The sequence below is a fragment of the Microbulbifer maximicatervae (SeqCode) genome (assembly GCF_052466985.1).
This window is the reverse complement of the sequence record NZ_CP174298.1, coordinates 543,540-565,209: the sequence shown is the minus strand read 5'-3', so window position 1 is coordinate 565,209 and position 21,670 is coordinate 543,540. Positions and strand designations below refer to the sequence as shown.

At 44.9% G+C, this 21,670-nt stretch carries 15 protein-coding genes and 1 pseudogene; 6 read left to right on the top strand and 10 right to left on the bottom strand.

Going from position 1 to position 21,670, the window contains the following annotated elements; genetic code table 11:
* The first annotated feature begins 24 nt into the window (after positions 1-24).
* From ACJJI3_RS02530 to ACJJI3_RS02515, 4 genes are read left to right on the top strand one after another with little or no spacing between them, the layout of a single operon-like run.
* Positions 25-570, top strand: a complete 546-nt coding sequence (locus tag ACJJI3_RS02530; RefSeq protein WP_444941395.1) for a DUF4381 domain-containing protein — start codon at positions 25-27, stop codon at positions 568-570.
* Positions 563-1,603, top strand: coding sequence for a vWA domain-containing protein (locus ACJJI3_RS02525; RefSeq protein ID WP_444941394.1), 1,041 nt, complete (start codon positions 563-565; stop codon positions 1,601-1,603). Before ACJJI3_RS02530 ends, ACJJI3_RS02525 begins: the two co-directional genes overlap by 8 nt.
* Before the next feature lie 2 nt (positions 1,604-1,605).
* Positions 1,606-3,489: a VWA domain-containing protein gene (locus tag ACJJI3_RS02520; protein WP_444913393.1), complete on the top strand. Its 1,884-nt coding sequence runs from the start codon at positions 1,606-1,608 to the stop codon at positions 3,487-3,489.
* Entirely contained in the window at positions 3,483-5,252 is a 1,770-nt protein-coding gene (locus tag ACJJI3_RS02515) for a BatD family protein (RefSeq protein WP_444941393.1), read from the top strand. Before ACJJI3_RS02520 ends, ACJJI3_RS02515 begins: the two co-directional genes overlap by 7 nt.
* Positions 5,253-5,290: 38 nt before the next feature.
* On the opposite strand, the gene ACJJI3_RS02510 is transcribed toward ACJJI3_RS02515, so the two are convergent.
* The 4 genes from ACJJI3_RS02510 to ACJJI3_RS02495 form a co-directional block, all read right to left on the bottom strand.
* Positions 5,291-6,061: a glycosyltransferase family 2 protein gene (locus ACJJI3_RS02510; protein ID WP_444897711.1), complete on the bottom strand. Its 771-nt coding sequence runs from the start codon at positions 6,059-6,061 to the stop codon at positions 5,291-5,293.
* Between the two features lie 81 nt (positions 6,062-6,142).
* Positions 6,143-7,099, bottom strand: coding sequence for a GDP-L-fucose synthase family protein (locus ACJJI3_RS02505; RefSeq protein ID WP_444941392.1), 957 nt, complete (start codon positions 7,097-7,099; stop codon positions 6,143-6,145).
* A gap of 3 nt (positions 7,100-7,102) precedes the next feature.
* A complete protein-coding gene (gmd, locus tag ACJJI3_RS02500) occupies positions 7,103-8,218 on the bottom strand; it encodes a GDP-mannose 4,6-dehydratase (protein WP_444941391.1) in 1,116 nt (371 codons plus the stop codon).
* A gap of 82 nt (positions 8,219-8,300) precedes the next feature.
* Positions 8,301-9,170 carry a glycosyltransferase family 2 protein gene (locus ACJJI3_RS02495; RefSeq protein ID WP_444941390.1) on the bottom strand — a complete coding sequence of 290 codons (870 nt, stop codon included), beginning with the start codon at positions 9,168-9,170 and terminating at the stop codon, positions 8,301-8,303.
* Positions 9,171-10,438: 1,268 nt separating this feature from the next.
* Here ACJJI3_RS02495 and ACJJI3_RS02490 point away from each other — a divergent pair.
* Both ACJJI3_RS02490 and ACJJI3_RS02485 read left to right on the top strand, forming a co-directional pair.
* On the top strand, positions 10,439-10,684 hold the full coding sequence (locus tag ACJJI3_RS02490) for a hypothetical protein (RefSeq protein ID WP_444941389.1): 246 nt from the start codon (positions 10,439-10,441) through the stop codon (positions 10,682-10,684).
* A 329-nt stretch (positions 10,685-11,013) separates the two neighbouring features.
* Positions 11,014-12,017: pseudogene (locus ACJJI3_RS02485) on the top strand (IS3 family transposase).
* A gap of 622 nt (positions 12,018-12,639) precedes the next feature.
* Here ACJJI3_RS02485 and ACJJI3_RS02480 read toward each other — a convergent pair.
* From ACJJI3_RS02480 to ACJJI3_RS02455, 6 genes are read right to left on the bottom strand one after another with little or no spacing between them, the layout of a single operon-like run.
* Positions 12,640-13,734: a glycosyltransferase family 4 protein gene (locus ACJJI3_RS02480; RefSeq protein ID WP_444941388.1), complete on the bottom strand. Its 1,095-nt coding sequence runs from the start codon at positions 13,732-13,734 to the stop codon at positions 12,640-12,642.
* Positions 13,727-14,854, bottom strand: coding sequence for a glycosyltransferase (locus ACJJI3_RS02475; RefSeq protein WP_444941387.1), 1,128 nt, complete (start codon positions 14,852-14,854; stop codon positions 13,727-13,729). The genes ACJJI3_RS02480 and ACJJI3_RS02475 overlap by 8 nt, the downstream gene beginning before the upstream one ends.
* Positions 14,855-14,890: 36 nt before the next feature.
* Positions 14,891-17,215: a sulfatase-like hydrolase/transferase gene (locus ACJJI3_RS02470; RefSeq protein WP_444941386.1), complete on the bottom strand. Its 2,325-nt coding sequence runs from the start codon at positions 17,213-17,215 to the stop codon at positions 14,891-14,893.
* On the bottom strand, positions 17,212-19,569 hold the full coding sequence (locus ACJJI3_RS02465; protein ID WP_444941385.1) for an FkbM family methyltransferase: 2,358 nt from the start codon (positions 19,567-19,569) through the stop codon (positions 17,212-17,214). Before ACJJI3_RS02465 ends, ACJJI3_RS02470 begins: the two co-directional genes overlap by 4 nt.
* The gene (locus ACJJI3_RS02460) at positions 19,569-20,792 is read right to left on the bottom strand and encodes an ABC transporter ATP-binding protein (protein ID WP_444941384.1); all 1,224 of its coding nucleotides are present in this window, start codon (positions 20,790-20,792) and stop codon (positions 19,569-19,571) included. Before ACJJI3_RS02460 ends, ACJJI3_RS02465 begins: the two co-directional genes overlap by 1 nt.
* Complete coding sequence (locus ACJJI3_RS02455) at positions 20,789-21,574, bottom strand: ABC transporter permease (RefSeq protein WP_444941383.1); 786 nt, start codon at positions 21,572-21,574, stop codon at positions 20,789-20,791. Before ACJJI3_RS02455 ends, ACJJI3_RS02460 begins: the two co-directional genes overlap by 4 nt.
* Between the last annotated feature and the right edge of the window lie 96 nt (positions 21,575-21,670).

Below are 21,670 nucleotides of genomic sequence, written 5' to 3'. Positions count from 1 at the left end.
AAAGGAAGTCTTCTGGCAAAACAAATGCAATCCCCAACACCGCAAGCGCCTTCGCCCGAGGCCCAGGAATTGTTATCGCAACTCCGCGATATACAAGAGCCCAATGCGGTTAATTGGTGGCCACCCGCTCCAGGCTGGTGGATGTTGGCCGTATTAATTCTTGTCTGTGTGGCCGCCGCTGCCTTATGGTGGCGGCAGCGGCGCAAAAAAATTGAACGCAATCGCTATCGTGTTGAAGCAGCCTCACTGCTCGCCGCAGTAAATACTGAGGAGGCGGATGCAGTACCAGAAATTAATGAAATACTTAAGCGAGTGGCAGTTACAACCTATAGCCGTACAGAGTGCGGCAATCTTATCGGCACAGCATGGGTCGAATTCCTGAAAAAGTCAGCCCCACTCGAGTGCCCCTCTGATGCGCAACAAGCACTCATTGAAAACCTCTATCGCGGCAGCTGTGACCCAGACAAAAACCGAGTGCTACAGGAATATGCCATTTTATGGGTGAAGCAGCACGGACAACCCACCAAAAACAGCCCACAACACCAGGGCGGGGAGGCCGCGCATGTTTGAATTCGCCTGGCCATGGGTTTTCTTTTTAGCCCCACTCCCGCTACTCGCTCGCTGGCTGCTACCCCGCTCCAAACCCATGAGCAGCGCCCTGAAGGTGCCATTTTATTCGGAGCTATCCCAACGTGGCGGCGGTGAACAAAGCAATCTGCTCAATCTGTTTTTGCTGATTCTGATCTGGCTGCTTTTAATTAGCGCCGCAGCCCGCCCCCGGTGGTATGGGGAGCCGATATCTCAACCCAGCAGCGCAAGGGACCTCCTTATTGCCGTAGATATTTCAGGCAGTATGGAAACGCCCGATATGGTAATTAATGGCCGACCGGCGATGCGTATCAATGCAGTAAAACAAGTGGTTGGTGACTTTGTTGAACGGCGCAAAGGTGACCGTTTGGGGCTGGTACTGTTTGGTACTCGCGCCTACCTGCAAGCCCCACTTACCTACGACAGAGAGACGGTAGAAACTCTACTAAAAGAGGCCCAGATCGGCTTTGCTGGACAGGGAACTGCCATCGGCGATGCCATTGGGCTATCGGTCAAACGCCTGACCCAACGCCCCGCAGAGCAACGCGTGCTGATACTCCTCACCGATGGCGCCAACACTGCGGGGGAAGTCTCCCCACTCAAAGCTGCCGAACTGGCACAGCAAGCGGGCATTACCGTTTACACCATCGGTGTTGGTGCCGACGAAATGGTTCAACCCGGCCTTCTGGGGAGCCGTTTTGGCAGCCGCAGAATTAACCCTTCGCGAGACCTCGACAGCAAGACACTCAAGGAAATCGCCGACAAAACCGGGGGCCGCTATTTCCGCGCCCACAACCCGCAGGAGCTGGCAGAAATCTATGCCGAACTGGATAAGTTAGAGCCTGTCGAACAAGAAGCGGAAAGTTACCGCCCCATGAAGTCCCTGTTCACCTTGCCCCTTAGTATCGCCCTACTACTGGCTGGAATTTGGGCCTTGATTCCCCTGGCGAGCAATTTTCAGCTCCCTGCCAGACGAGAAGAGATAAGTCGTAACAATGGAGGTCAAGCCCAGTGAATATGCTCGACCTAATCCAATCCTTCCACTTCCTGCGCCCTGGGGTTCTGTGGCTGCTAATTCCCGCAGCACTACTCTGTTGGGGATTGGCAAAGATGGTGCTCAACAGCGCTCAACTGCAAAAGGTCATAGACCCAGATCTGCTGCCCCACCTTCTACTGCGCGGTGGCAGTAAAAGACCCTGGTTATTCGCATTAATATTTGCGCTGCTGGTCGCGATGATTATCGCTCTGGCCGGCCCTGCCTGGCGCAAGCTGCCAACCCCGGTGTACAGCAACCAGGATGCCCTGGTCATACTGCTAGACTTGTCACCGTCCATGATGGCGACAGATCTATCACCCAATCGACTAACCCGCGCCCGCCTTAAAATTTTGGATATTTTGCGCCAGAGAAAAGACGGCCTCACCGCACTCGTCGCCTATGCTGGAGAAGCCCATGTCGTCACCCCTCTTACCGAGGACACGGCTACTATCGCCAATCTGGTACCCGCGTTATCGCCCTCAATCATGCCAGTCCCCGGCAGCAATATCGAAATGGCCGTCGATACCGGGATTCGCCTGTTAAAGGATGGAGCCGCAGGACGCGGACAATTACTTGCCGTTACCGACGGCATAGACTCAATGGCCGCCGATGAGGTCACCAAAGCTCTGTCCAACGCAAAAGTTGAGATGAGCATACTCGCCGTGGGCAGCGGCGAGGGCAGCCCCATCCCACGGGGGAATACCGGTGGATTTGTGACTGATAGTAAAGGGGCCATCGTCATCTCCAATTTCGATGCCAGTGAGCTTCGCCAGCTCGCCCAGTCCAGCGGAGGGCGTTTTGCCAAAATTACGGTAAATGACAGCGATATCGACTATTTACTGCCTCAAACTGACAGCCCGCAACAAGCGCAGCTCACTGAAAGAGAGTTCGACCAATGGCGGGATGAAGGGCCGCTATTACTCCTTTTAATACTACCTTTTGCAGCTCTACTCTTCCGTCGGGGAGCTCTGGCATGCGCACTGCCCTTACTACTGCTAACTGGAATTTCAAGTGAAAGCCAGGCTATTGAGTGGCAGGATTTATGGCAACGCAAAGACCAGCAGGGCCAGCGCCTACTAGAAGAGGGACAGCCGTCAGAGGCCGCGCAAGAATTTCACAACCCCGAATGGAAAGGCACTGCCAACTATCGCGCAGGCAATTACGCAGAGGCCCAGGAAAATTTCGCCCAACGTAATAATTCACAGAGCTTGTACAATCTTGGCAACAGCCTGGTGCAACAGGGGGACTACGATAAAGCTATCGAAGCTTACGATGAAGCCCTGCAAAAGCAGCCCGAGTTTGCCGATGCCGAGCACAATCGGGAAATTGCTGAAAAGCTGAAAGAGTTGCAAGAAAAACAGCAGCAATCCCAACAGCAGTCCGGTGAACAGCAGCAAAGCGAGCAGGAACAGAACCAGCAGGGCCAGCAGCAGAGCCAGGAACAACAGCAAAACCAAGAGCAGCAAGCTAAGAACAACGAACAGCAGTCCAGCGAACAGCAACAACAGGGCAATAATCAACAGCCCTCTGGTTCACCAGAGTCCTCTGAGCAACAGCCTCAAGGTGAGGAGCAGCAGGGCTCCCAAGAAAAGGGCCAGGAAGAGCAGGAGAGCGAACAACAACAGCAAGGCGAACAACAGGGTGAAGAACAGCCGCAGCAAGGGGAATCGCAACCTACTGGCGCTGAAGAAAGCCCACTCGACCAGGAAACCCAACAAGCCCTGGACCAATGGCTCCGTCAAATTCCCGATGATCCAGCCGGCCTGATGCGCGAGAAGTTCAAATACGAGAGCCTGCAAAGGCGCCGTGCCTATCGCAGCGGAGAGTGGGAGCCACCGGAAAATGGGGCGACACAAAGATGGTAAAGAACAGTAGAGCAATGTCGCTGGATTCAAGGACACTGATTTCAAAAATGCCTATGGACGCAATCATTAACAACCGAATAAAACTTTGGAGCCTCCCACTCAGCCACGCCTTCGCTTTGCTACTTATTGCAATAGCACTTTGTCTGTCGACACCGGTTTTAGCAAGCGATCTCAGCGCAACGGTCGATAGAGATAAGATTGGAATTGATGAGACAGTCAATTTACGTGTGCGCTATTCAGGAGACAAAAGTGGTGGACAACCGGACTTTGACTTGTTGGAACAGGATTTCGATATTCTCTCACGCCAACAGTCCAACCAGTATCGCGTTATCAATGGCCGTGCAGAGAGTTTTGTCGAGTGGGTACTGGCGCTAGCCCCCAAACGGGAAGGCAAACTGTTTATCCCCTCTTTTAACTATCAAGGAGAGGTTTCCGATGCGGTTCCCGTCACAGTCACCGAGGCGCAAAGTGGACCTAACGGCGGTGAAAAGCAGGCTTTTCTGGAAGTAACACTCGACAAGGAAAAGGTCTATGTCCAAGAGCAACTGCTGGTAAAAATTCGCCTGTACACCACTATCGGCTTACACGATATCGCAACAGAGCCTCTCAAGGTTGCCGGCGCTCATGCAGAAAAAGTCGATGAGCAGCGATATGAGCGCAAGCTCAATGATGTGAGCCATGCGGTTTACGAAGTTACCTACGCCGTTTTCCCAGATAGCTCAGGCAAGCTCAGCATTCCCGCACTAACCTACGTGGCCATCGCTGGGCGCAGGGACCCCTTCTCCCTGTTTAATCGCAACAGCCAAAGGCTTCGACTTCGCTCCCAGGAGAAGTCTATTGAAGTGCTGCCAAAACCCGCTGACTACTCTGGCAGCCAATGGCTGCCCGCTGCCAGTCTCGGCATTGTTCAAAGCTGGAGCCAGGACCCGGACACCTTTGCCGTAGGCGAACCTATTACTCGAATTCTTACCGTACGTGCCGAAGGGCTCAGGGCCGCACAGTTGCCCCCACTTCCCAAACTCAACGTGGATGGCCTTAAAACTTACCCCGATCAACCGCAACAAGAAGACCAGGTTGGGCCCAACGGCGTTACCGGAAGCCGTATTGAGACAACCGCGATTGTGGCTACACAACCCGGGGACTACGAGCTTCCTCCCGTCACTGTGACCTGGTGGGATACAAAAAGCCAACGACAACGCACCACTCAACTACCGGCATTCCGCTTCTCAGTTTCCGGTACTGCTGCTGCAGTAACCAGCGACAATGAAACCAGTGCTAAAGTACCTCAGTCAGCTACACCCACCGAACAAGTCGGTGCTGTGAGCCATTTTTGGCGCAACCTGGCTATTATCGCGATTGCCTCTCACTTACTTTGGGTGCTGTACTTTTTCTTTCAGAGGCGCAAACCCGCCCAGCAAATACCGAGCAACCACACCCAGGCCCCCGATTTACAACGTGAAACCCGTACCCTTAAAAAAGCTCTGGAGAGTGAGAACCCCATCCATATCCAGCAAGCCACTTTAAAGTGGCTTGCTGCAAAGTGGCCGCAAGTAAATGGGAAGAGCTTGGCTGAGACCGCGAGGCAACTGAACATCCCTGAGCTGGATCAGCTCCAAGCAGTTCTGGACGCCGCTATTTACAAGTCACCGGCTAGTCCTTTGGACATCAATAAGGTGAAAGCAATAGTCGACTTATTACTGAACGCGAAACCTGAAAGTGAACCCAGTGAAACGGATAGCGCCCTGCCCTCACTCTTCTCTTAACAGGAGCCACTTCAAATCAAACAGGGAAAGGTTGGCCTTCACCGCCTATGGGTAAGGCCAATTCCTGTGTATTCGAGCAGTTTAAGAGGTACTTTGAATAGAATCAGAAAAAAGTTTGTGTAGATATGATTTTCTTTGCAAGCCCTAACAATTTCCAGATTTTGATGAATCCGCCCCCAAACGCCCTGGGAACTAACACCCCCTTCACGCATTTTCACAATACATTTTGGCAAGCGCCTGAAGCTAATTTTATCCCGATGAAGAAAACGAGCTAGCAATTCAAAATCTGCTGCAACACGGTAATTGGTTTTATATAAACCTAGCTTTTTATAACAGTCACGCCGTACAAAAAATGTAGGGTGGGGTGGCATCCAGCCCCAGCGAAATTTAGACACCCTAAATTTACTGGAGCCATAAAAACGCACTCTTTGGCTTAAATTATTGCGAGCCACAATCTCCAGGTCTGCATAGACAGATTGGGCTCCCGAAACTAAAAATTCATTAACAACATTTGAAATTACACGACTATCAGAATAGACATCATCAGAGTTAATTGTGCCGACTATATCGCCAGACGCCAGGCATATGCCTTTATTCATAGCATCATAAATACCTGAGTCTTTTTCAGACACAACTGCCGCGACTTGGTCTTTAAACTCAGATATTATCTCTAGCGTGCCATCAGTAGAGCCACCATCAATAATTATATGCTCAATATTTGCATAATCTTGAGCCAACACGGATAGTATTGTGTCGCGAATGGTGTCAGCACTATTTAGACAAACCGTTATCAGGCTTATTTTTATCACAAAAAGTCTCAAGTTATCGTTTCGTGAAAAGTAAAACCTCTCTTGAGAACTTTAGTACAAATTACAATATCTGACATTCGATCAACGTAAAATACTTCTATACCAGTCGTATGTTTTCTTTAACCCTACCCCCAAGGAAGTCTGGGAATCCCACCCCAACTTCGATAGCTTTGAGGTGTCTAGCAACTTCCGCGGCACACCATCAGGCATTGACCTGTCAAATGTAATATTTCCCTCAAACCCAATGATCTCGGCGATTAAATAAGCCAGCTCCTTAACAGTGCAATCCACCCCAGTACCCACATTTAGGTGGGAGCACATAGGCTCTGTCACGGATCGATATACTCGATCTTCCAAACCCATTACAAACACCAACGCATCAACCATATCCTCTACATACAGAAATTCTCGCCGAACATCACCACTCCCCCAAATCCTGACATTCTGCAGCCCTTCATTTTTGGCCTTATGGAAACGATATATTAATGCAGGGATAACGTGTGAATTTGCAGAGTCAAAGTTGTCATGTGGACCATAAAGGTTTGTCGGCATAACACTGCGATAGTTACGTCCATACTGCCTTGAGTACGACTCGCACAACTTAATTCCGGCAATCTTAGCAATAGCGTAAGGCTCGTTAGTCGTCTCCAACCTGCCCCCAAGCAGGTCCTGCTCCCGTATCGGTTGGGGGGAATCCCTTGGATAAATACAAGACGACCCAATAAACAGTAAATTTTGGATATCGGCCTTGTGAGCCTGATGGATTACATTGCACTGAATCATCAGATTCTGGTAAATAAAATCAGCTGGGAGCTTGCTATTCGCCAATATGCCCCCCACTTTTGCCGCAGCCAAATAAACAGTATCAATCGACTCCGAATTAAAAAAATCAGAAACAGCATCAGTATCTGTCAAGTCCAGCGAACCTCGAGGGCAAGTAATGACTTCACAGTTTTTTACCGGTCTCAACCTCTGAATTAATGCCGAACCAACCATGCCCCGATGACCTGCGACAAAAACTCTCTGGGAGTATTTCACTAACTACTCCTCAAAAATAGGCTCAGTGCGATAACCATTCCCAGCCAACAACAAATTCCGCTTCGCTTCCCTCAAATCATACTTAACCATCTCCCCAACTAAATCTTTCAAGGTTGTTTTAGGTGCCCACCCCAGCTCTTGCCGAGCCAATGAGGCATCACCTACTAGTGACACTACCTCTGTCGGGCGAAGATAACGAGAGTCCACTTTAACAATTACATCTCCACACTTAACTGCTGGAGCATCTTCTCCCACAATTGAAGCAACAACACCTACCTCTTTCTGCCCCTCTCCATAAAACTCTATCGCGATCCCCAGCTCCTGAGCACAATTACGAACAAAATCCCGAACGGAGTATTGCAGCCCTGTAGAGATGATAAAATCCCTAGGACTTTCTTGCTGCAACATCAACCATTGCATTTCAACATAGTCCCTAGCATGGCCCCAGTCCCTCAGTGCATTCAGCTCCCCCAAATACAAGCAACGCTCTAAACCTTGGGCAACATTTGCCAAACCCCGGGTTATCTTTCGAGTAACAAAAGTTTCACCACGCCGTGATGACTCGTGATTAAATAAGATTCCATTGCAAGCATATAAGCCATAGGCCTCGCGGAAATTGACCACAGTCCAATAAGCAAACAATTTTGCAATTGAGTATGGAGAACGAGGGTAAAAAGGAGTATTTTCATTCTGAGGGGAAGCTTTGGCAGCACCGTAAAGCTCCGATGTTGAGGCTTGGTAAAACCTGGTTTTATCCAACCCCAGAAGACGCATCCCCTCAAGTATTCTGAGGGTTCCAAGCCCGTTCACATTTGCAGTATATTCAGGGCATTCAAAACTGACCGCAACATGTGACTGAGCACCCAAATTATAGATTTCATCAGGCCGCACCTCCTGAAGAATTCGGGTCAAATTGCTCGTATCGGTAAGGTCGCCATAGTGAAGAAAAAACCTTCTACTATCATCTTGCGGCCCTTGGTACAAGTGATCTATGCGGCTCGTATTAAATGAAGAGGACCTTCTTTTAACCCCATGAACCTCGTACCCTTTCGCCAATAAAAATTCAGCTAAATAAGAGCCATCTTGCCCGGTAATCCCTGTTATCAGTGCTTTTTTCATCTACCTTGGCCTATTAGAGTTCTTTGCACACCAAACCATTCACTACCAAAGCAGTTCCAAAAATAAACTATTTAACATTCACTTAACATCGCCTTGGTTTCGATCCCAGTAATAAACGTATTACCTCCACAATCTCTACCCCCCAGAGCCTCAACTGAACCAAAACGGCTAAAGCTCGATACCCTATTGGGACATCTCTTTTATTAAAAAGATAATAAATTATTCTTAACGGGGGCAAAAAGGAGAGCACAATCATTTTTGTTCTCCCAGCATCTCTACAGGCAATAAACTGCCCTCCTTTGACTCGCCTTACCTTAGCAGCTACGGCTCCCCAAGTGCTTCGTAATCGATGGTATACAAAAGCCGACTTCAAAAATGAAACCCCCGCCCCCAAACCAAACAACCTCCTACATAGATCAAAATCCCCACCTGAATAAAGTTCCTCATCGAAGCCACCAGAATTTAAAAAAAGTGTTTTTTCTACTGTCAAATTTGCAGTCGCGGCCACTCCAGAAGATACATAAACTTCCTGAGGGATACCCTTTACAAAATCGTAAATTGCGAAGATATTAGACAATTTTGGCTGTGTAAGTGTCTGGATATCACCGGCAATCAATTTGTTCCTACTTCCAGGAAAGTTAACCTTTGCTTCAATCTCAGAAATCCATTTCAAATCGGGCAAACAGTCTGCATCTGTGAAAACGAGCCACTCTCCTTCTGCCAGCCGTGCGCCTTCATTTCTTGCGGCATAAGCCCCAAGCTTTAAACATTGCCCTATCTTCACACAATAACTATACTCTCTAAAAAGACGCGGACAACTATTGTCATTTGACACCAAAATAAGCTCAAATATCTCCTTTGAAGCCTCCTGCAACTCCAAACATTGAGCCAGCCCCTTGATATAGTGCCATTGCTGATAAACTGGAACAATTATAGAAAATTTAACTCGCATTTCAGCACCAAATAGCAAAGGTTGCCAGACACTTGGGTTTTCGCTAACTTTCTAAATGATTAGCACAACAACCAAATTTAGCAACCAACAATGTTGCGCACTTAATAAATGGCAGAACTTTCTACATAATTTAGCAAAATAATTAAATTCAATTACAAGATTGAGGGATACCCAGCACAGAATTTACATAAACCTTACAATCAAAAACACTTAACCCTTAACACAATTGCCGGCCATCCTCTAGTACAGCTATGGAGTGCCCCACTGCAACGTAGTAAATTACGACAACACAGTAGCTTTACAAAATAAATCCATAAAGTTAGGAGTCAAGCCTTTCTCAACACAATTGAGAACGGGAGATTACGTCCTATACAGAACTAATTTAAAACTGTGTTTAATAGGGCCATCTGTTAATATAGCTGGAGCGGGCACAACAACAATAACACCTGCATATAAATCAGAATATGCGCAAAGTAAAGAATCTAGAATATAAAGCTTCTGAATTTTCTAAGCTGGAAATTGTTATCAATTCCCCGGTTGGGGCATACCCCACCTACTCCAAAAGCCCCCTAAGTCTCTAAACAGCAATTTTAGACACGCTGCTAAATTTTTTGCTTGATAAAATCCCTAGCCTTACTGTTAAGGAATTAAAGAGAAATTTCAGAAGATATCAAAGGAAAGTAATTACAACAATCTCTCACCAGAAATCTTTGCGTAAATTATTTAGCGGAACCGTGTATATAAAATCAGTAGCATTTAAGGATCCAAAGTAGAAATTAATTACAACAACTTAGAATTCGTTTTAGGTATATATCTGCTTGGCTAGAGCTGACTAGAAAATACGATCAACATTAAGCCAGCATCATTCAACGGGCCAACTTAAAGGCCTTTGGAAACGGCATCCGCGTTTTTTTGCGGCCAACACCGACCAGGTACTTATTTCAGGAAATTTATCAAATTCGACAGGCATACGTCTCCAGTATTATATATGCTCCACATAAGTTATAAAGCGCAACATGGGCTATCAAGACTGCCAACATATCCTCCCTTATCGTATATAGATTTTCTACTACCCTCCTTACTTCAACTGTTTATAACTTTCTCAACCGCGCACTGTCTCAGTAATTTCCTTAATGGCTCATTGAGCAGTCAATCCATGCTCATTCACTAACACTCAATAATATTATAGTGGCCTAAATCTCTCAGACACTTCGCTAAGATGGTAAAACTACTAAGAGGAACTAAGCCTAAGAGCAAGCCCCTACATAGTGGATACTAATGTTCAATTCACAAAAAACACGACTGGGTTGCAAAATTGGCATAAGAATTCGGAAATAACTCCAAAGATTGTAAGTCTTAGCAAAAAGAGAGGCACTTTCTATGGGCATGAAGAAGCCGCTTCAAGAGGTGGCGTAAACGCCTATCTTGAAAAGAGCCAGCAGATCTCCCGCCACAAGTACTCTCTTGATGCTGCTCTTGAGGAAGCTGTATTGATCGGGCCTGCTCACAGATAAGCCTGATCCTTCCGTGGGCTCTGTTAATTTGATGTGGTATGTCTCTCGGTTGTATTAGAGCATCTACCTACGCCGATAAACCTATTTAGACGATTCAATGTGCTTGGGGTCAAAGTACTAAGTAGGGACTGCCTCTAACTGAACCAACAACTCAGCTAGGGAGAGAAAGATGCATAATGATATATGCCCGTGGTGAAACTGACACTCAGCATACCGGTAACTTGCAAAACACTCTCTACCTAGGATCACTAAGGTGTTTTATGTAGTGGTTTACTAAACCCGGACACCAATTTAGGGGGTAAAGTTGCCACCGAAGATAGAGGTGTTCAATGAGTAGACAACGTCGATCCTTTTCTCCTCAATTTAAATTAGATGCTGCTCGCTTGGTTGTAGATCAAGGCTATTCAATCCCTAAAGCGGTTCGATCGCTGGATGTTGGTACAACGGCTATCCGTCGCTGGGTGAAACAACTAGAGGCAGAGCGTGTTGGACAGACGCCTGCAAGTAAAGCGCTTACCACTGAGCAATAGAAAATTAAGGAACTTGAAGCCGTATCAATTACCTGGAAAGGGAGAAAGAGATACTAAAACAGGCTACCGCTATCTTGATGTCCGACGAGATGATTCGTACGCGCTGATAGACCAGTTAAGTGAGCAAGAGTCTGTGGAACTGATCTGTAAAGCTTTTGAAATACCTCGATCATGCAACTACGAATATAGGAAGTAAGGCGGGTTTGGTATGTTAGCAGCTAGGTTCTCATAAATATAAGAGAGCAATCGTAGAGAACTTAGATATACCAAATAAACTTGACCGCCAGTTTAATGTAGAGAAACCCAATCAAATTTGGTGTGGCGATATTAACTATATCTGGGCTGACTCAAGCTGGTGTTACCTAGCTACCGCTATAGATTTACATACTCACCGTATCGTTGGATTGGCTCTCTCAGGACACCCAGATACGACATTAACTACAAAAGCACTGGAAATGGCCTGGGAGCAGCGAGGAAAGCCTGATGGAGTAATGTTTCACTCAGATCAAGGCTGGCAGTATGCCAGTCATCAGTTCCGCCAACGGCTGTGGTACTACCGAATGACCTAGAGCATGAGTCGACGTGGAAATTTCTGGGATAATGCACCAATGGGAAGACTGTTTCGGAATCAAAAAAGTGAATGGATACCCTCTCTCGGTTACAACTCTACCACAGAAGCGAGCCGAGACATCGGCCATTACTTGATGACTTACTACAACTGGGAGCGTCCCCATCAACACAATGACGGATTACCGCCTGTAAAAGCGGAAGAAAAACTTAACTTACTGTCCGGTAATAGTTGACCACTACATCACGTGTCTATCAAAAAATCTACACCGTTGCTTAAGTAAAGATTACCTATTGAAAGCTCACCGTAGGCAACTAATACCCCTAGCACTTAATCAGACCTTCTTAGTGACCATCTATTGCCAGTTGACTCGATGTATGAACACCGGTTTTACGTATCCTAATGGACCTTGGCTCTGAATATTATTTCAAACTGGAGTATCATAATTAGCAATTGCATCTAAATAGAAATAAGATAGAGAGCAATAAAATGAAAGCTATATACCGAAAAACGAAGGGTATTTGTGAGAATCACCATAAAACCAATCTACAAGAGCTTTAGCTAGTTACAAAGTATAGATCCTCCGGAAGGGCCTAGGCGAATGGCTCGTATATTGCAACAATAACCACAGCTACCCAAGAAAAGTATTATGGCAACACACCAACGGTAATCGCTGAAATGGACAATCAAGCCTAGTATGATAACTTTTAAATTGAATTTAGTCGAACAGAACGCTTCCTAAAAACCAGTAACTGTCATATTAAGTCTAAACTGCCACAGCCGATAATTAGTAATATATTGCCCCCCTTCCGCAGACATTCTTGCCAGATCAAATCCAGAGTATATCCTTTTCGCTATTATTGCCGGGCCTGAAAACTAGATTCTATCAAGGAAAGAGTCTCAGCTGCCGCCCTATCCCATGAAAATTCACTCGCCCTTTTTAGTGCGGAGCATTGCAATTCCATTACTTTCAGGTGATCCTCTGACAACACGATCAAAGATTGTGCAATTTCTTCTACGGAATCTGGATTAACTATTAGTGCGGCGCCGCCGGCAATTTCAGCCATAGCACCTCGATTGGCCGTTAAAACGGCAGTTCCCTGACTAAATGCCTCTACGATTGGCAAGCCAAATCCCTCGTACAACGAAGGAATCAATAACGCCCTCGCCTCCTGGTAGAGCTTTGCTAATTGATCATCAACTATATGGCCGAGAATCTCTACGCCTTTCTCTATGCCCAATGCCCGTACCATCCCTTCCAGCTCAGGCATTCCCCAACCTTTACCACCACAAATTTTTAGCGGGAGCGGGTCTGTCACGCTTGAACGATATAAGGAGTAAGCCTGGAGTAAACTACTGAGGTTTTTCCGAGGTTCAATCGTACCTACAAAGAGAAAATAGTTGCCCAAAGGACCAGGACGGTTTGCGAGACCTAAAAAAGGCGCCTCATGGATTGCTTTAATCTTCCTCGTACATTTTGGGTATGACTGCTGCAAGTCTTTTGAGACACTCTGAGATACAGTGATCACCGAGTCGGCCATCATAAGCGAAGGCGGCATTAACAAGCGCTCTAGAAGCAAGCCAAATCGTGACATGGTCTGGGGAAACCTCTGCCAAACCAGATCATGAATTGTAACTACCCTGACAACAGATGGACCGAGAAACAACGGCAAGTGATGGCGAGGGGACCAAAAAATATCAACCTTGTCTTTCCACGCCCATAGTGGAAAAACAACCTGAGAAAATATTGAACTTAAGCTCGACTTGCTAACGGTCCCAGATCTAACCTTCACATTATTGAGCGATTCAAAACTTCTCAACAACGGTTTATCGCTGTAAAGGTACCATTCATGCTCGCTTTCCAGCATAAGCTCTAATAGAGCCAAGGTATATCGACCAATGCCAGTTGTCCGTATTGATAGTGGGCGAGCATCCACAGCAATTTTAGCCATTATTGGTTGAGTCCCTAGAGTGCAGAACTTCGGTATAGAGCTTTTTATAAGCGCTAGCCATTTTCTTTGCCGTAAATAAGCTCTCAAAACGAAGGCGACCCGCTTTACCCATAGCAAGCGCCATAGATTTTTGCTTCCACAAATCATCCATCGCCCCTCGCAATGCCAAATAATTAGCAGGCTCAACTACCAGTCCAGTCTCTCCATCACAATTTACAAAGCTAGTCCCAGTGCCAATTTCACATGAAATCAGTGGCTTACCGCTCATCAACCCCTCAACAAGAGAAACCCCAAATGCTTCTGACCTAAGGTGAGAAGGGAATACCACTGCCCTACACAACTTAAGTAGAGCCATTTTTTCTTCGTCACTCACATAACCAAGAAAGATAACATTATCCGCCCCCAACTCATTCGCAAGTTGTTTCAGACGTGAAGACTCAGGCCCCTTACCAGCGACAATAACTTTATATGGCTGTTGGGCGGCCGCACGAATCAGGAATTCAAGGCCTTTATAGTAGCGGAGAACACCAACAAACAACATGAAATCACGCCCAAACCGTGATTCATATGACCGTAGCGCCCCCGGGGGTAGCACTGGATAATCACTTTCCGATATTCCAATTGGTATCACTTCCACCTTGTCTTGAAAATCCCCAAGAACATCACTACTGTCAGCATAGTTCTTCGATGTAGCCACAATGCGATCAGCTCTTCTTAGAAAATTACGCATTAGAGGTCTATATAAAATACCAAGAAACCTCTGGCGCACAACATCCGAATGATATGTAATTACCAACGGTCGAGAGTGACCTGCCAAAATATACGCCACATCTCCAAATGGCCAAGGAAAATGAAAATGGAGTAACTTAGCTCGATGTCGTTTCAAGGCCAGTAAAAACCCCAAGCCAACGCAACAAGATACTATAGAAAACCAGCGTTTACATGCCCTCACCGCCACCTTACCCTTTCCCACAGAGTAGACACCAGGATTTTTCGAAAGAGTTAAAACCTCTGAGCATGGCACATTAGCAGCTATCTCAAGGACTACATGCTCAACCCCCCCCCAAGACTCCGGATAAAATGTGCGGTAACAGTGAGCGACTCCAGTTTTTTTAGTCATTTGATTCATTCAACACCAAAGAAAAACTCAATTAGGCTATGGTAACGATACCACGATAGAAGTCCCCTCTTGACCAATATATTCATCAGGCAAACTTTCCTTAGAGCTGAAAAATGCAATATATGGCTGCCTAAATTTTAGTGAAGATAATTTTTTAACCCCTAACGACTTCTCTAGAGCTCTCAACCCGTCAACTTTGCCACAATGCGCCGAATCCTTTACGACAACAAGCAACTGACTATCAGGTGTGATCTGATCACTATCAAAAGTAAAGTCATGCAAAGACTTACTACAAAGATCAATATTTTTAGCTAATGACCAAACAGAGCCTTTACTTTTTCTCTCAAGAATGCTGACCCCCCTATTAAGGCTGAGTTGATCCTTTCCAAAAATCCCGCTTCTTGCTCCAGGCCCAGAAACTGATAACACATATTCAGTCTGATTTATTTGTTGCGCTTGGGTCTTTGATTCACTTATTGCATTTAGCATTTCCTGAATTTTATTGGAATTCAGCGGAGTAATCTTACCTGGGGTTAATACTACAGAGTCGACTATACTTCCCCGATCAACTACATGCCCACAGAAAGAGTCACTACCTACATATTGGTTTTCAGGAAACCAGCTACACCGATCTATCCATACATACGACCCATGATTACTGATGAGATCAATATATTGTTCTCCCTTATCTTTTTCGACCCAACTAATATTAGAAAAGCCTCTATTGTCAAGCTCTATAAGAACAGGGAAAGAATATGAGCGCCCCTCTATAGACAACTTCTTTACCGAGCTATCCACATAAATAGTCTGAGCACCATTTGCATGAAACCAGGCAACTGCCTGGAATCCCGAAATATTATCAGCCAAGTCCTCATCACTGAACTCCACCCCATACAGGCTCGGCTCTTCATTGACATTCCTTCCGAGACCTATAGAAAAATCATTACCAGGAAATACTTGTGCAAGAACTGTAGGTCCAATATCAAACGTAGACGCAGGTTCATCGATATTACCTGACGGTATATCTTTACCTACCATCCAAAAAAGAAGCTGTCTCTCTGAGGAGAATTTTTCCAGATTTTCATACAGGTCATTGGGCATTGCTAAATGATCTGATGAAATAATCAATACTGTATCCGAATATAACTCGCTCGCCATAAACCAACTAATAAAGTCCGAAAGTAAATAATCAGAACACCTAATAGCTGAACCCATGGAGCTCAGTTTCATTAACTCATCATTCGAACGGCAGACAGGCGAAACAAAACCCGGTGAATGTGTATCTAGAGTTAGTGCATTCAAAAAGAAGGGCTTGCCTTCCGAATAAAGTGTGGAAGCACGCTGCTTCACAACATCAAGCAGAAAATCATCGTAATACCCCCATTCATTTCTTTCGGTAGAGCCATCATCATACATTTCATGTAATGTTGCCTTATCATGAACCCTTGTAAAGCCATGTGTTAAAAGAAAATTACCCTTACCAGCAAATTCTTTTGATGCCCCCCCTATAAACTCGAGTGAAAACCCATAATTGGAGAGTAAGTCGCCCAAGCAGACTGCCCCAGGCATAAATTCTGGTAACCCACTTAAACTATTTGCATTTTTCGCACCTAATGTTACGAGTGGGACACCGCACTGAGAGCCAACAATCCCACCGATAGTCCAGCCCGTCCCCCATGGTTGACTAATTGAGTTATATCTTCGTGCGAATTTAGCTTTTTCTGAAAGTTTGGGCAAAAGATCGCCAAATAGATCATTCCTAAAGTACGTCCTTTCAAGGCTCTCAGCATATATCCAGATAATATTCTTCATGCCAGAATTGCTAGCCTTGTCAGCCTTTGACGCTAAATGACTTGGCGACTCTGTTTGGAGAAGCTGCCCAACTCTTGATTTATTAAATTCAGATATCTGACTTTCAAGGTTATTTTTCTGTAAAAGTACAGTTCTTAATAATGGAAACTGTGCTTTGACACTAGTTACCATAGGGTTAAACACTAGGGCGAACGCAAAGATTGCACCTAAACTTGCATGAATGTAGGGGGCACCACTTCTTCTACTTATATTTTTGGATTTTCTAGATATATACAACGCCCAAAAAATACAACTAGCAATCACTAGCAGAACAGAAAAGATCAACTGCGCAAACGATAATATCCCAGCGCCTTTTAGACCAACAGCTAGATGGTATACAACCGACTCATCAAAACCACTTCCACTCAAAGCATCCACAAAAAAGTACAAAGCTAAGAAAATAAAATTCACAGAAGCTAAAATAGCAATGGGTCGATAGACCTTGTACCCTCGCCAAATACTGCCTACAAAAACTATTAATGCGACAATGAAAACTAAGTAGAACATCATTGAGTTTGACCTAAAACAGACTTATACACTGCAACAGTTTCTCTGCTGCAACGCTCCCAGCTATATTCGTTAGCCCTTTGCTTAGAAGCTTCCGAAAGACGCTGTCTCAATGCACTTTCGGTAGCCAGTCTTTCTAGGATGGCAGTAAGATCCTCTGCAGAACACCCTGAAAACTCCAATGCATCTCCTGCACACACCTCAGAAACCGCGGTATTGCTCGCGCAGACAACAGGAAGGCCATAGCCCATCGCTTCAATCGCAGGCAAGCCAAACCCCTCATATAGTGAAGGAAAAACAAATGCCTTCGCTGATTTATAAAGAGCCTCAAGAGTATGTTGATCGACATAACCCAAATAATGAACATTTTCTTCACGAGCCAACTGAATCTGTTCCATCAACTGCTCAGACTTCCAACCATCTCCCCCAACTAAGACAAGAGGATTTTCCTTGCGAATATCATTAGCTAATTTTAGGTAGGCATGGAGCAATAGTGACAAATTTTTACGAGGCTCAATAGTACTTACGCACAGGAAAAAATTACCTTTACTAAGGAGCAGACCTTCAAGTACTTCAGAATCTCGCTTTGTATACTCAATTTTTACTGGCTTATTCGCCCCATTAGGAACAACATGCACCTTTCCTTCGGCAATAGGGAAGTAGTGAAGCAGTTCCTGTTTTGTAAACTCCGAAATAGCAATAATCGCATCTGCTTTATCTATAGCTTTCGGAACCTCTGAAGACATAAACTTAACCCGCTCTTCAGGGTGGTACTCAGGAAAACGAAAAATAGAAAGATCGTGTATGGTAACTACTTTTTTTCCTAAATGATCAGGCAAAAAGAAGTTAGGCCCATGAAAAATGTAATCAGAATCCACCATTGCCCCACCAGTAGGAACACTTATACGAGTAGGTCTTAGAGTGTTCTTGATGAGGTCCTTAAGGCGAGTTGGCAGTAAATTAACCAATTTACGCTTGAAATAACTGAGCCTCAATACGACACTTTTTCCAAACGACTGCTTGTGCCCATCTTCCTGTGAAGAAATATTTTCCTGGAACGAACTGCCATTCCAATATCTCACATCTGCACTAACTTCCCTCGGCAAACGCACTGCTAATTCGTAACTATATCGACCTATGCCTGTTAAGTTTCCTTGCACTGACTCTACATCTAAAATAACCTTCATAGAGACATCGTCACCATTCTCATCAACCAACTGCCCACTCCGCCCTACAAGCTGAGAAAGTTGCTGATGGATACTTGGAAATTTACTGCGCAATATACTTATAAACCTTCTAACTACAGGAAAGCGATTAGCCAAAGGTATAAATTTCATCAGTGAATCTTGAAGCACTCGCTTCACACTTTTGAGCAAGTATCTAAGCAAATCGCTAAAAATTCTTAAAGGCCATGTAACTAACCAAGAGCGACTCCCATATATACTATGTAATTCATTTTGGTATCTCTCCGCTAGTTCAGACCGCTCATCATTAGCAGCTTGCAAAGACTGGATCTGCAACCTGGCTTCTGAAAGCTCACCTTCTCTCTGCCTTTTCTCCTCTAATATCCTTTCCTTCTCTTCTGACAACCTTTCCTTCTCTTCTGACAGCCTTTCTTTTTCTTCGAATATCTTATCTGCTTTACGCTCAGAAGCTTGGCAAAAAATCTGAGAGCCAGAAAAAGTGAATTCATCAAAACAGTTTGGAGGTAATCTAAAATTAGGCTTTAGACTCTGACGCTCACCGGCCAAATAGTATCGATTTAATCCATCAAAATAGACAAAATCATAATCTGCATTAGTAAGTATGGACTCCCAAGATTCATAATCTTCAACTTGAGAGTTCGGCAAAGTTGACTCAACAACTACAATCCAAGGTCTAAAAAAAGAAAAATTCATCCCATCAAGGACTTGCTTTTCAGCGCCTTCGACATCCACTTTTAAAAAATGAATTTGCGTAACATGATAGCTACTACATATCTCCGACAAAGTTCGGACTAATACGGTCCTTTCAAGATACTTATAGCCACGCTCCAGCCTATGTTTATCTGCAAACTCCCGACTTGCGGTTGAAAGCCCCGTATCTGGCAATTCATAAAGTTGAATTTCTCCTTCTCTAGAGCCTGCTGCCACTTGCAAATTTATATCTAGGGGACGCTCCTTTTTCAACTTTAGGAACCATTGTGATACAGGTTCGATATTAATCCCTTTCCAGCCTCTCTCGTAGAAGGCCTTAGTCACTGAATCTTGATGCGGATCATTCGCCCCAACATCTATATAAAAGCCTCTATCTACATCCTTAAGCGCACGCCACAGAATTACATCTTCCAGATTTTGAGCATATGAAACGAAAGTCATTAGTTTACCTCTTCAACACAAATTTTTGGCTCGTGCCAAAGACATCCAACGAAATGATTCTTATCTATGTTAATCACGCTAAACACAAGCGCCAGATCTCGCCACTCATAGTTAGCTGTAAGGTGTGTATCCCTGTCCACTAACGCTATCTGTATGGAGTAACTTCCCACCCCAAAATTCGCTAAAAACTGTATTGAGAATACAAATTCATCCCCAGCTGCTGGACTACTAATGACCTGTTTAGTATGCCAAGTGTTAGTTCCATATATCACTTGCCCAAGGCGATCTTTAATGCCATACCCGAGCACAAGACTATCAATTGGTTTAAACACTTTAACCTTAACTCGTATCTCTAGCTGCTCACCGACAGCAACTTGCTCAACGAATTCACCATTACAATTATATAAGCCGATATCGACAACTTGGGCCTCCCCAGTCCCTGAACTAGTCTGAACTTTGCCGCCTCCCACGCTTTTAACTTCAATATCGCTATTTTCCTTTGTTGCGATTAGGGCATTATAAAAATCAAACACTTCCTCAGGATTACCATCCTTCAACACCTCTCCCTTTTCTAAAAGAATTGTACGCTGACACAGCCCCTGAATAGCATTGCGGTCATGGGAAACTATCAACAAGGTAGTTCCTTGTTCTTGAAACTCTCTGATACGGGCAAAACTCTTATGCTGAAAGTAGACATCACCAACAGATAATGCCTCATCAATAATTAGTATTTCTGGTCGATACGCAGTAGCAACGGCGAAAGCTACCCTCACTTGCATACCACTGGAATACGTTCTCACAGGCTGATCGAAATACTCGCCAACTTCTGCAAACTCTTCGATCGCAGGCATTACCCTATGAACTTCATCAGAGTTGAACCCTAACAAACCGGCGACATGAATTGCATTCTGACGACCCGTAAACTCTGGGTTAAATCCCATACCTAACTCAAGAATTGCAGCAACACGCCCTTTAACCTCTATAGAACCCTCACTAGGCTGAAGTGTTCCAGTGATTAGCTTTAGCAACGTGCTTTTACCGGCCCCATTTTGACCAATAATTCCTACAGCCTGGCCAGCAGTAATTTCAAAATTCACATTCCGCAATACCCAATCTTCATTTATGGGCTTAAATGGCAACCCAAACCAGCGGGCCATCCGAACCCATTCATTCTTGTAGCTACGAAATGATTTTCCGAGTTTGCTTACGCTCAGTAATGTCACAGTACATCCACCATTTCTTCACTAGCCCGCCGAAATACAAACAAGCTTACGACTAGCAGGCATACAGATATAATTGCAATCGGGAGAAGCTCTATGACGTTTTCAGTTCTTCCATAAACCAAAATATCTTGATATGCGCCAACTATCGATGCAAACGGGTTAAGCGTAAGCAAGCCTTGATACTCTATCGGGATTATCGCTCTAGGATAAACGATTGGTGTAAACCAAAACCAAACCTGTAAAAGTATGGGAATCACTTGCCCCAAATCTCTCACAAAGACATTAATCACACCAAGCAAGATACCAATCCCTGCGGCAAATAAGACAACTATCAACGTTAAAGGAATTAGCCAGAGCATTTGTAAACTGAAATTAACGCCTAAAATAAGAAATAGCCCTAGCATTGCTATTACTAAAAATGCGTTATTGATGAGGCAAGATCCTATAGTAATCGCCGGCAATGTAACCCTAGGAAATTTCATCTTCTTAATAAGGTTACCCTGCTCTACAAACAAGGTTAGGCAGCGACTTATGATTTCACTAAACAGCGTCCATGCAAGCAACCCTGCCATTAGGTAGACCGAGTAGGCATATTGCCCCGTCACACCAGGTAATTTTGCAGCCAGTACATTAGATAAAATTAGAGCGTAAATCGCTACTTGAGATAGCGGATTCAAAATCATCCACAAGCCACCAAGCTTGCTTCGAATAAATCGCGACCGAAACTCATTTTGAATGGCACTCAGCACAAAGTTACGATAGCGCCACAATCCCTTAAACATGTTTACTTCTCGACAGGGTCAATTATATCAATTTCCAATAAGTCAAATTTCTTTACAGCAGCAACACATAAAAATGAATCTCATGCACTGCTACTG

What these genes read in the sequence shown, in the direction of transcription:
- ACJJI3_RS02520 (WP_444913393.1), top strand. Translation starts at nt 1,606, where the DNA reads ATGCTCGACCTAATCCAATCCTTCCACTTCCTGCGCCCTGGGGTTCTG.
- ACJJI3_RS02495 (WP_444941390.1), bottom strand. Translation starts at nt 9,170, where the DNA reads ATGCGAGTTAAATTTTCTATAATTGTTCCAGTTTATCAGCAATGGCAC.
- ACJJI3_RS02530 (WP_444941395.1), top strand. Translation starts at nt 25, where the DNA reads ATGCAATCCCCAACACCGCAAGCGCCTTCGCCCGAGGCCCAGGAATTG.
- ACJJI3_RS02470 (WP_444941386.1), bottom strand. Translation starts at nt 17,215, where the DNA reads ATGATGTTCTACTTAGTTTTCATTGTCGCATTAATAGTTTTTGTAGGC.
- ACJJI3_RS02480 (WP_444941388.1), bottom strand. Translation starts at nt 13,734, where the DNA reads ATGGCTAAAATTGCTGTGGATGCTCGCCCACTATCAATACGGACAACT.
- ACJJI3_RS02475 (WP_444941387.1), bottom strand. Translation starts at nt 14,854, where the DNA reads ATGACTAAAAAAACTGGAGTCGCTCACTGTTACCGCACATTTTATCCG.
- ACJJI3_RS02465 (WP_444941385.1), bottom strand. Translation starts at nt 19,569, where the DNA reads ATGACTTTCGTTTCATATGCTCAAAATCTGGAAGATGTAATTCTGTGG.
- ACJJI3_RS02525 (WP_444941394.1), top strand. Translation starts at nt 563, where the DNA reads ATGTTTGAATTCGCCTGGCCATGGGTTTTCTTTTTAGCCCCACTCCCG.
- gmd (WP_444941391.1), bottom strand. Translation starts at nt 8,218, where the DNA reads ATGAAAAAAGCACTGATAACAGGGATTACCGGGCAAGATGGCTCTTAT.
- ACJJI3_RS02515 (WP_444941393.1), top strand. Translation starts at nt 3,483, where the DNA reads ATGGTAAAGAACAGTAGAGCAATGTCGCTGGATTCAAGGACACTGATT.
- ACJJI3_RS02455 (WP_444941383.1), bottom strand. Translation starts at nt 21,574, where the DNA reads ATGTTTAAGGGATTGTGGCGCTATCGTAACTTTGTGCTGAGTGCCATT.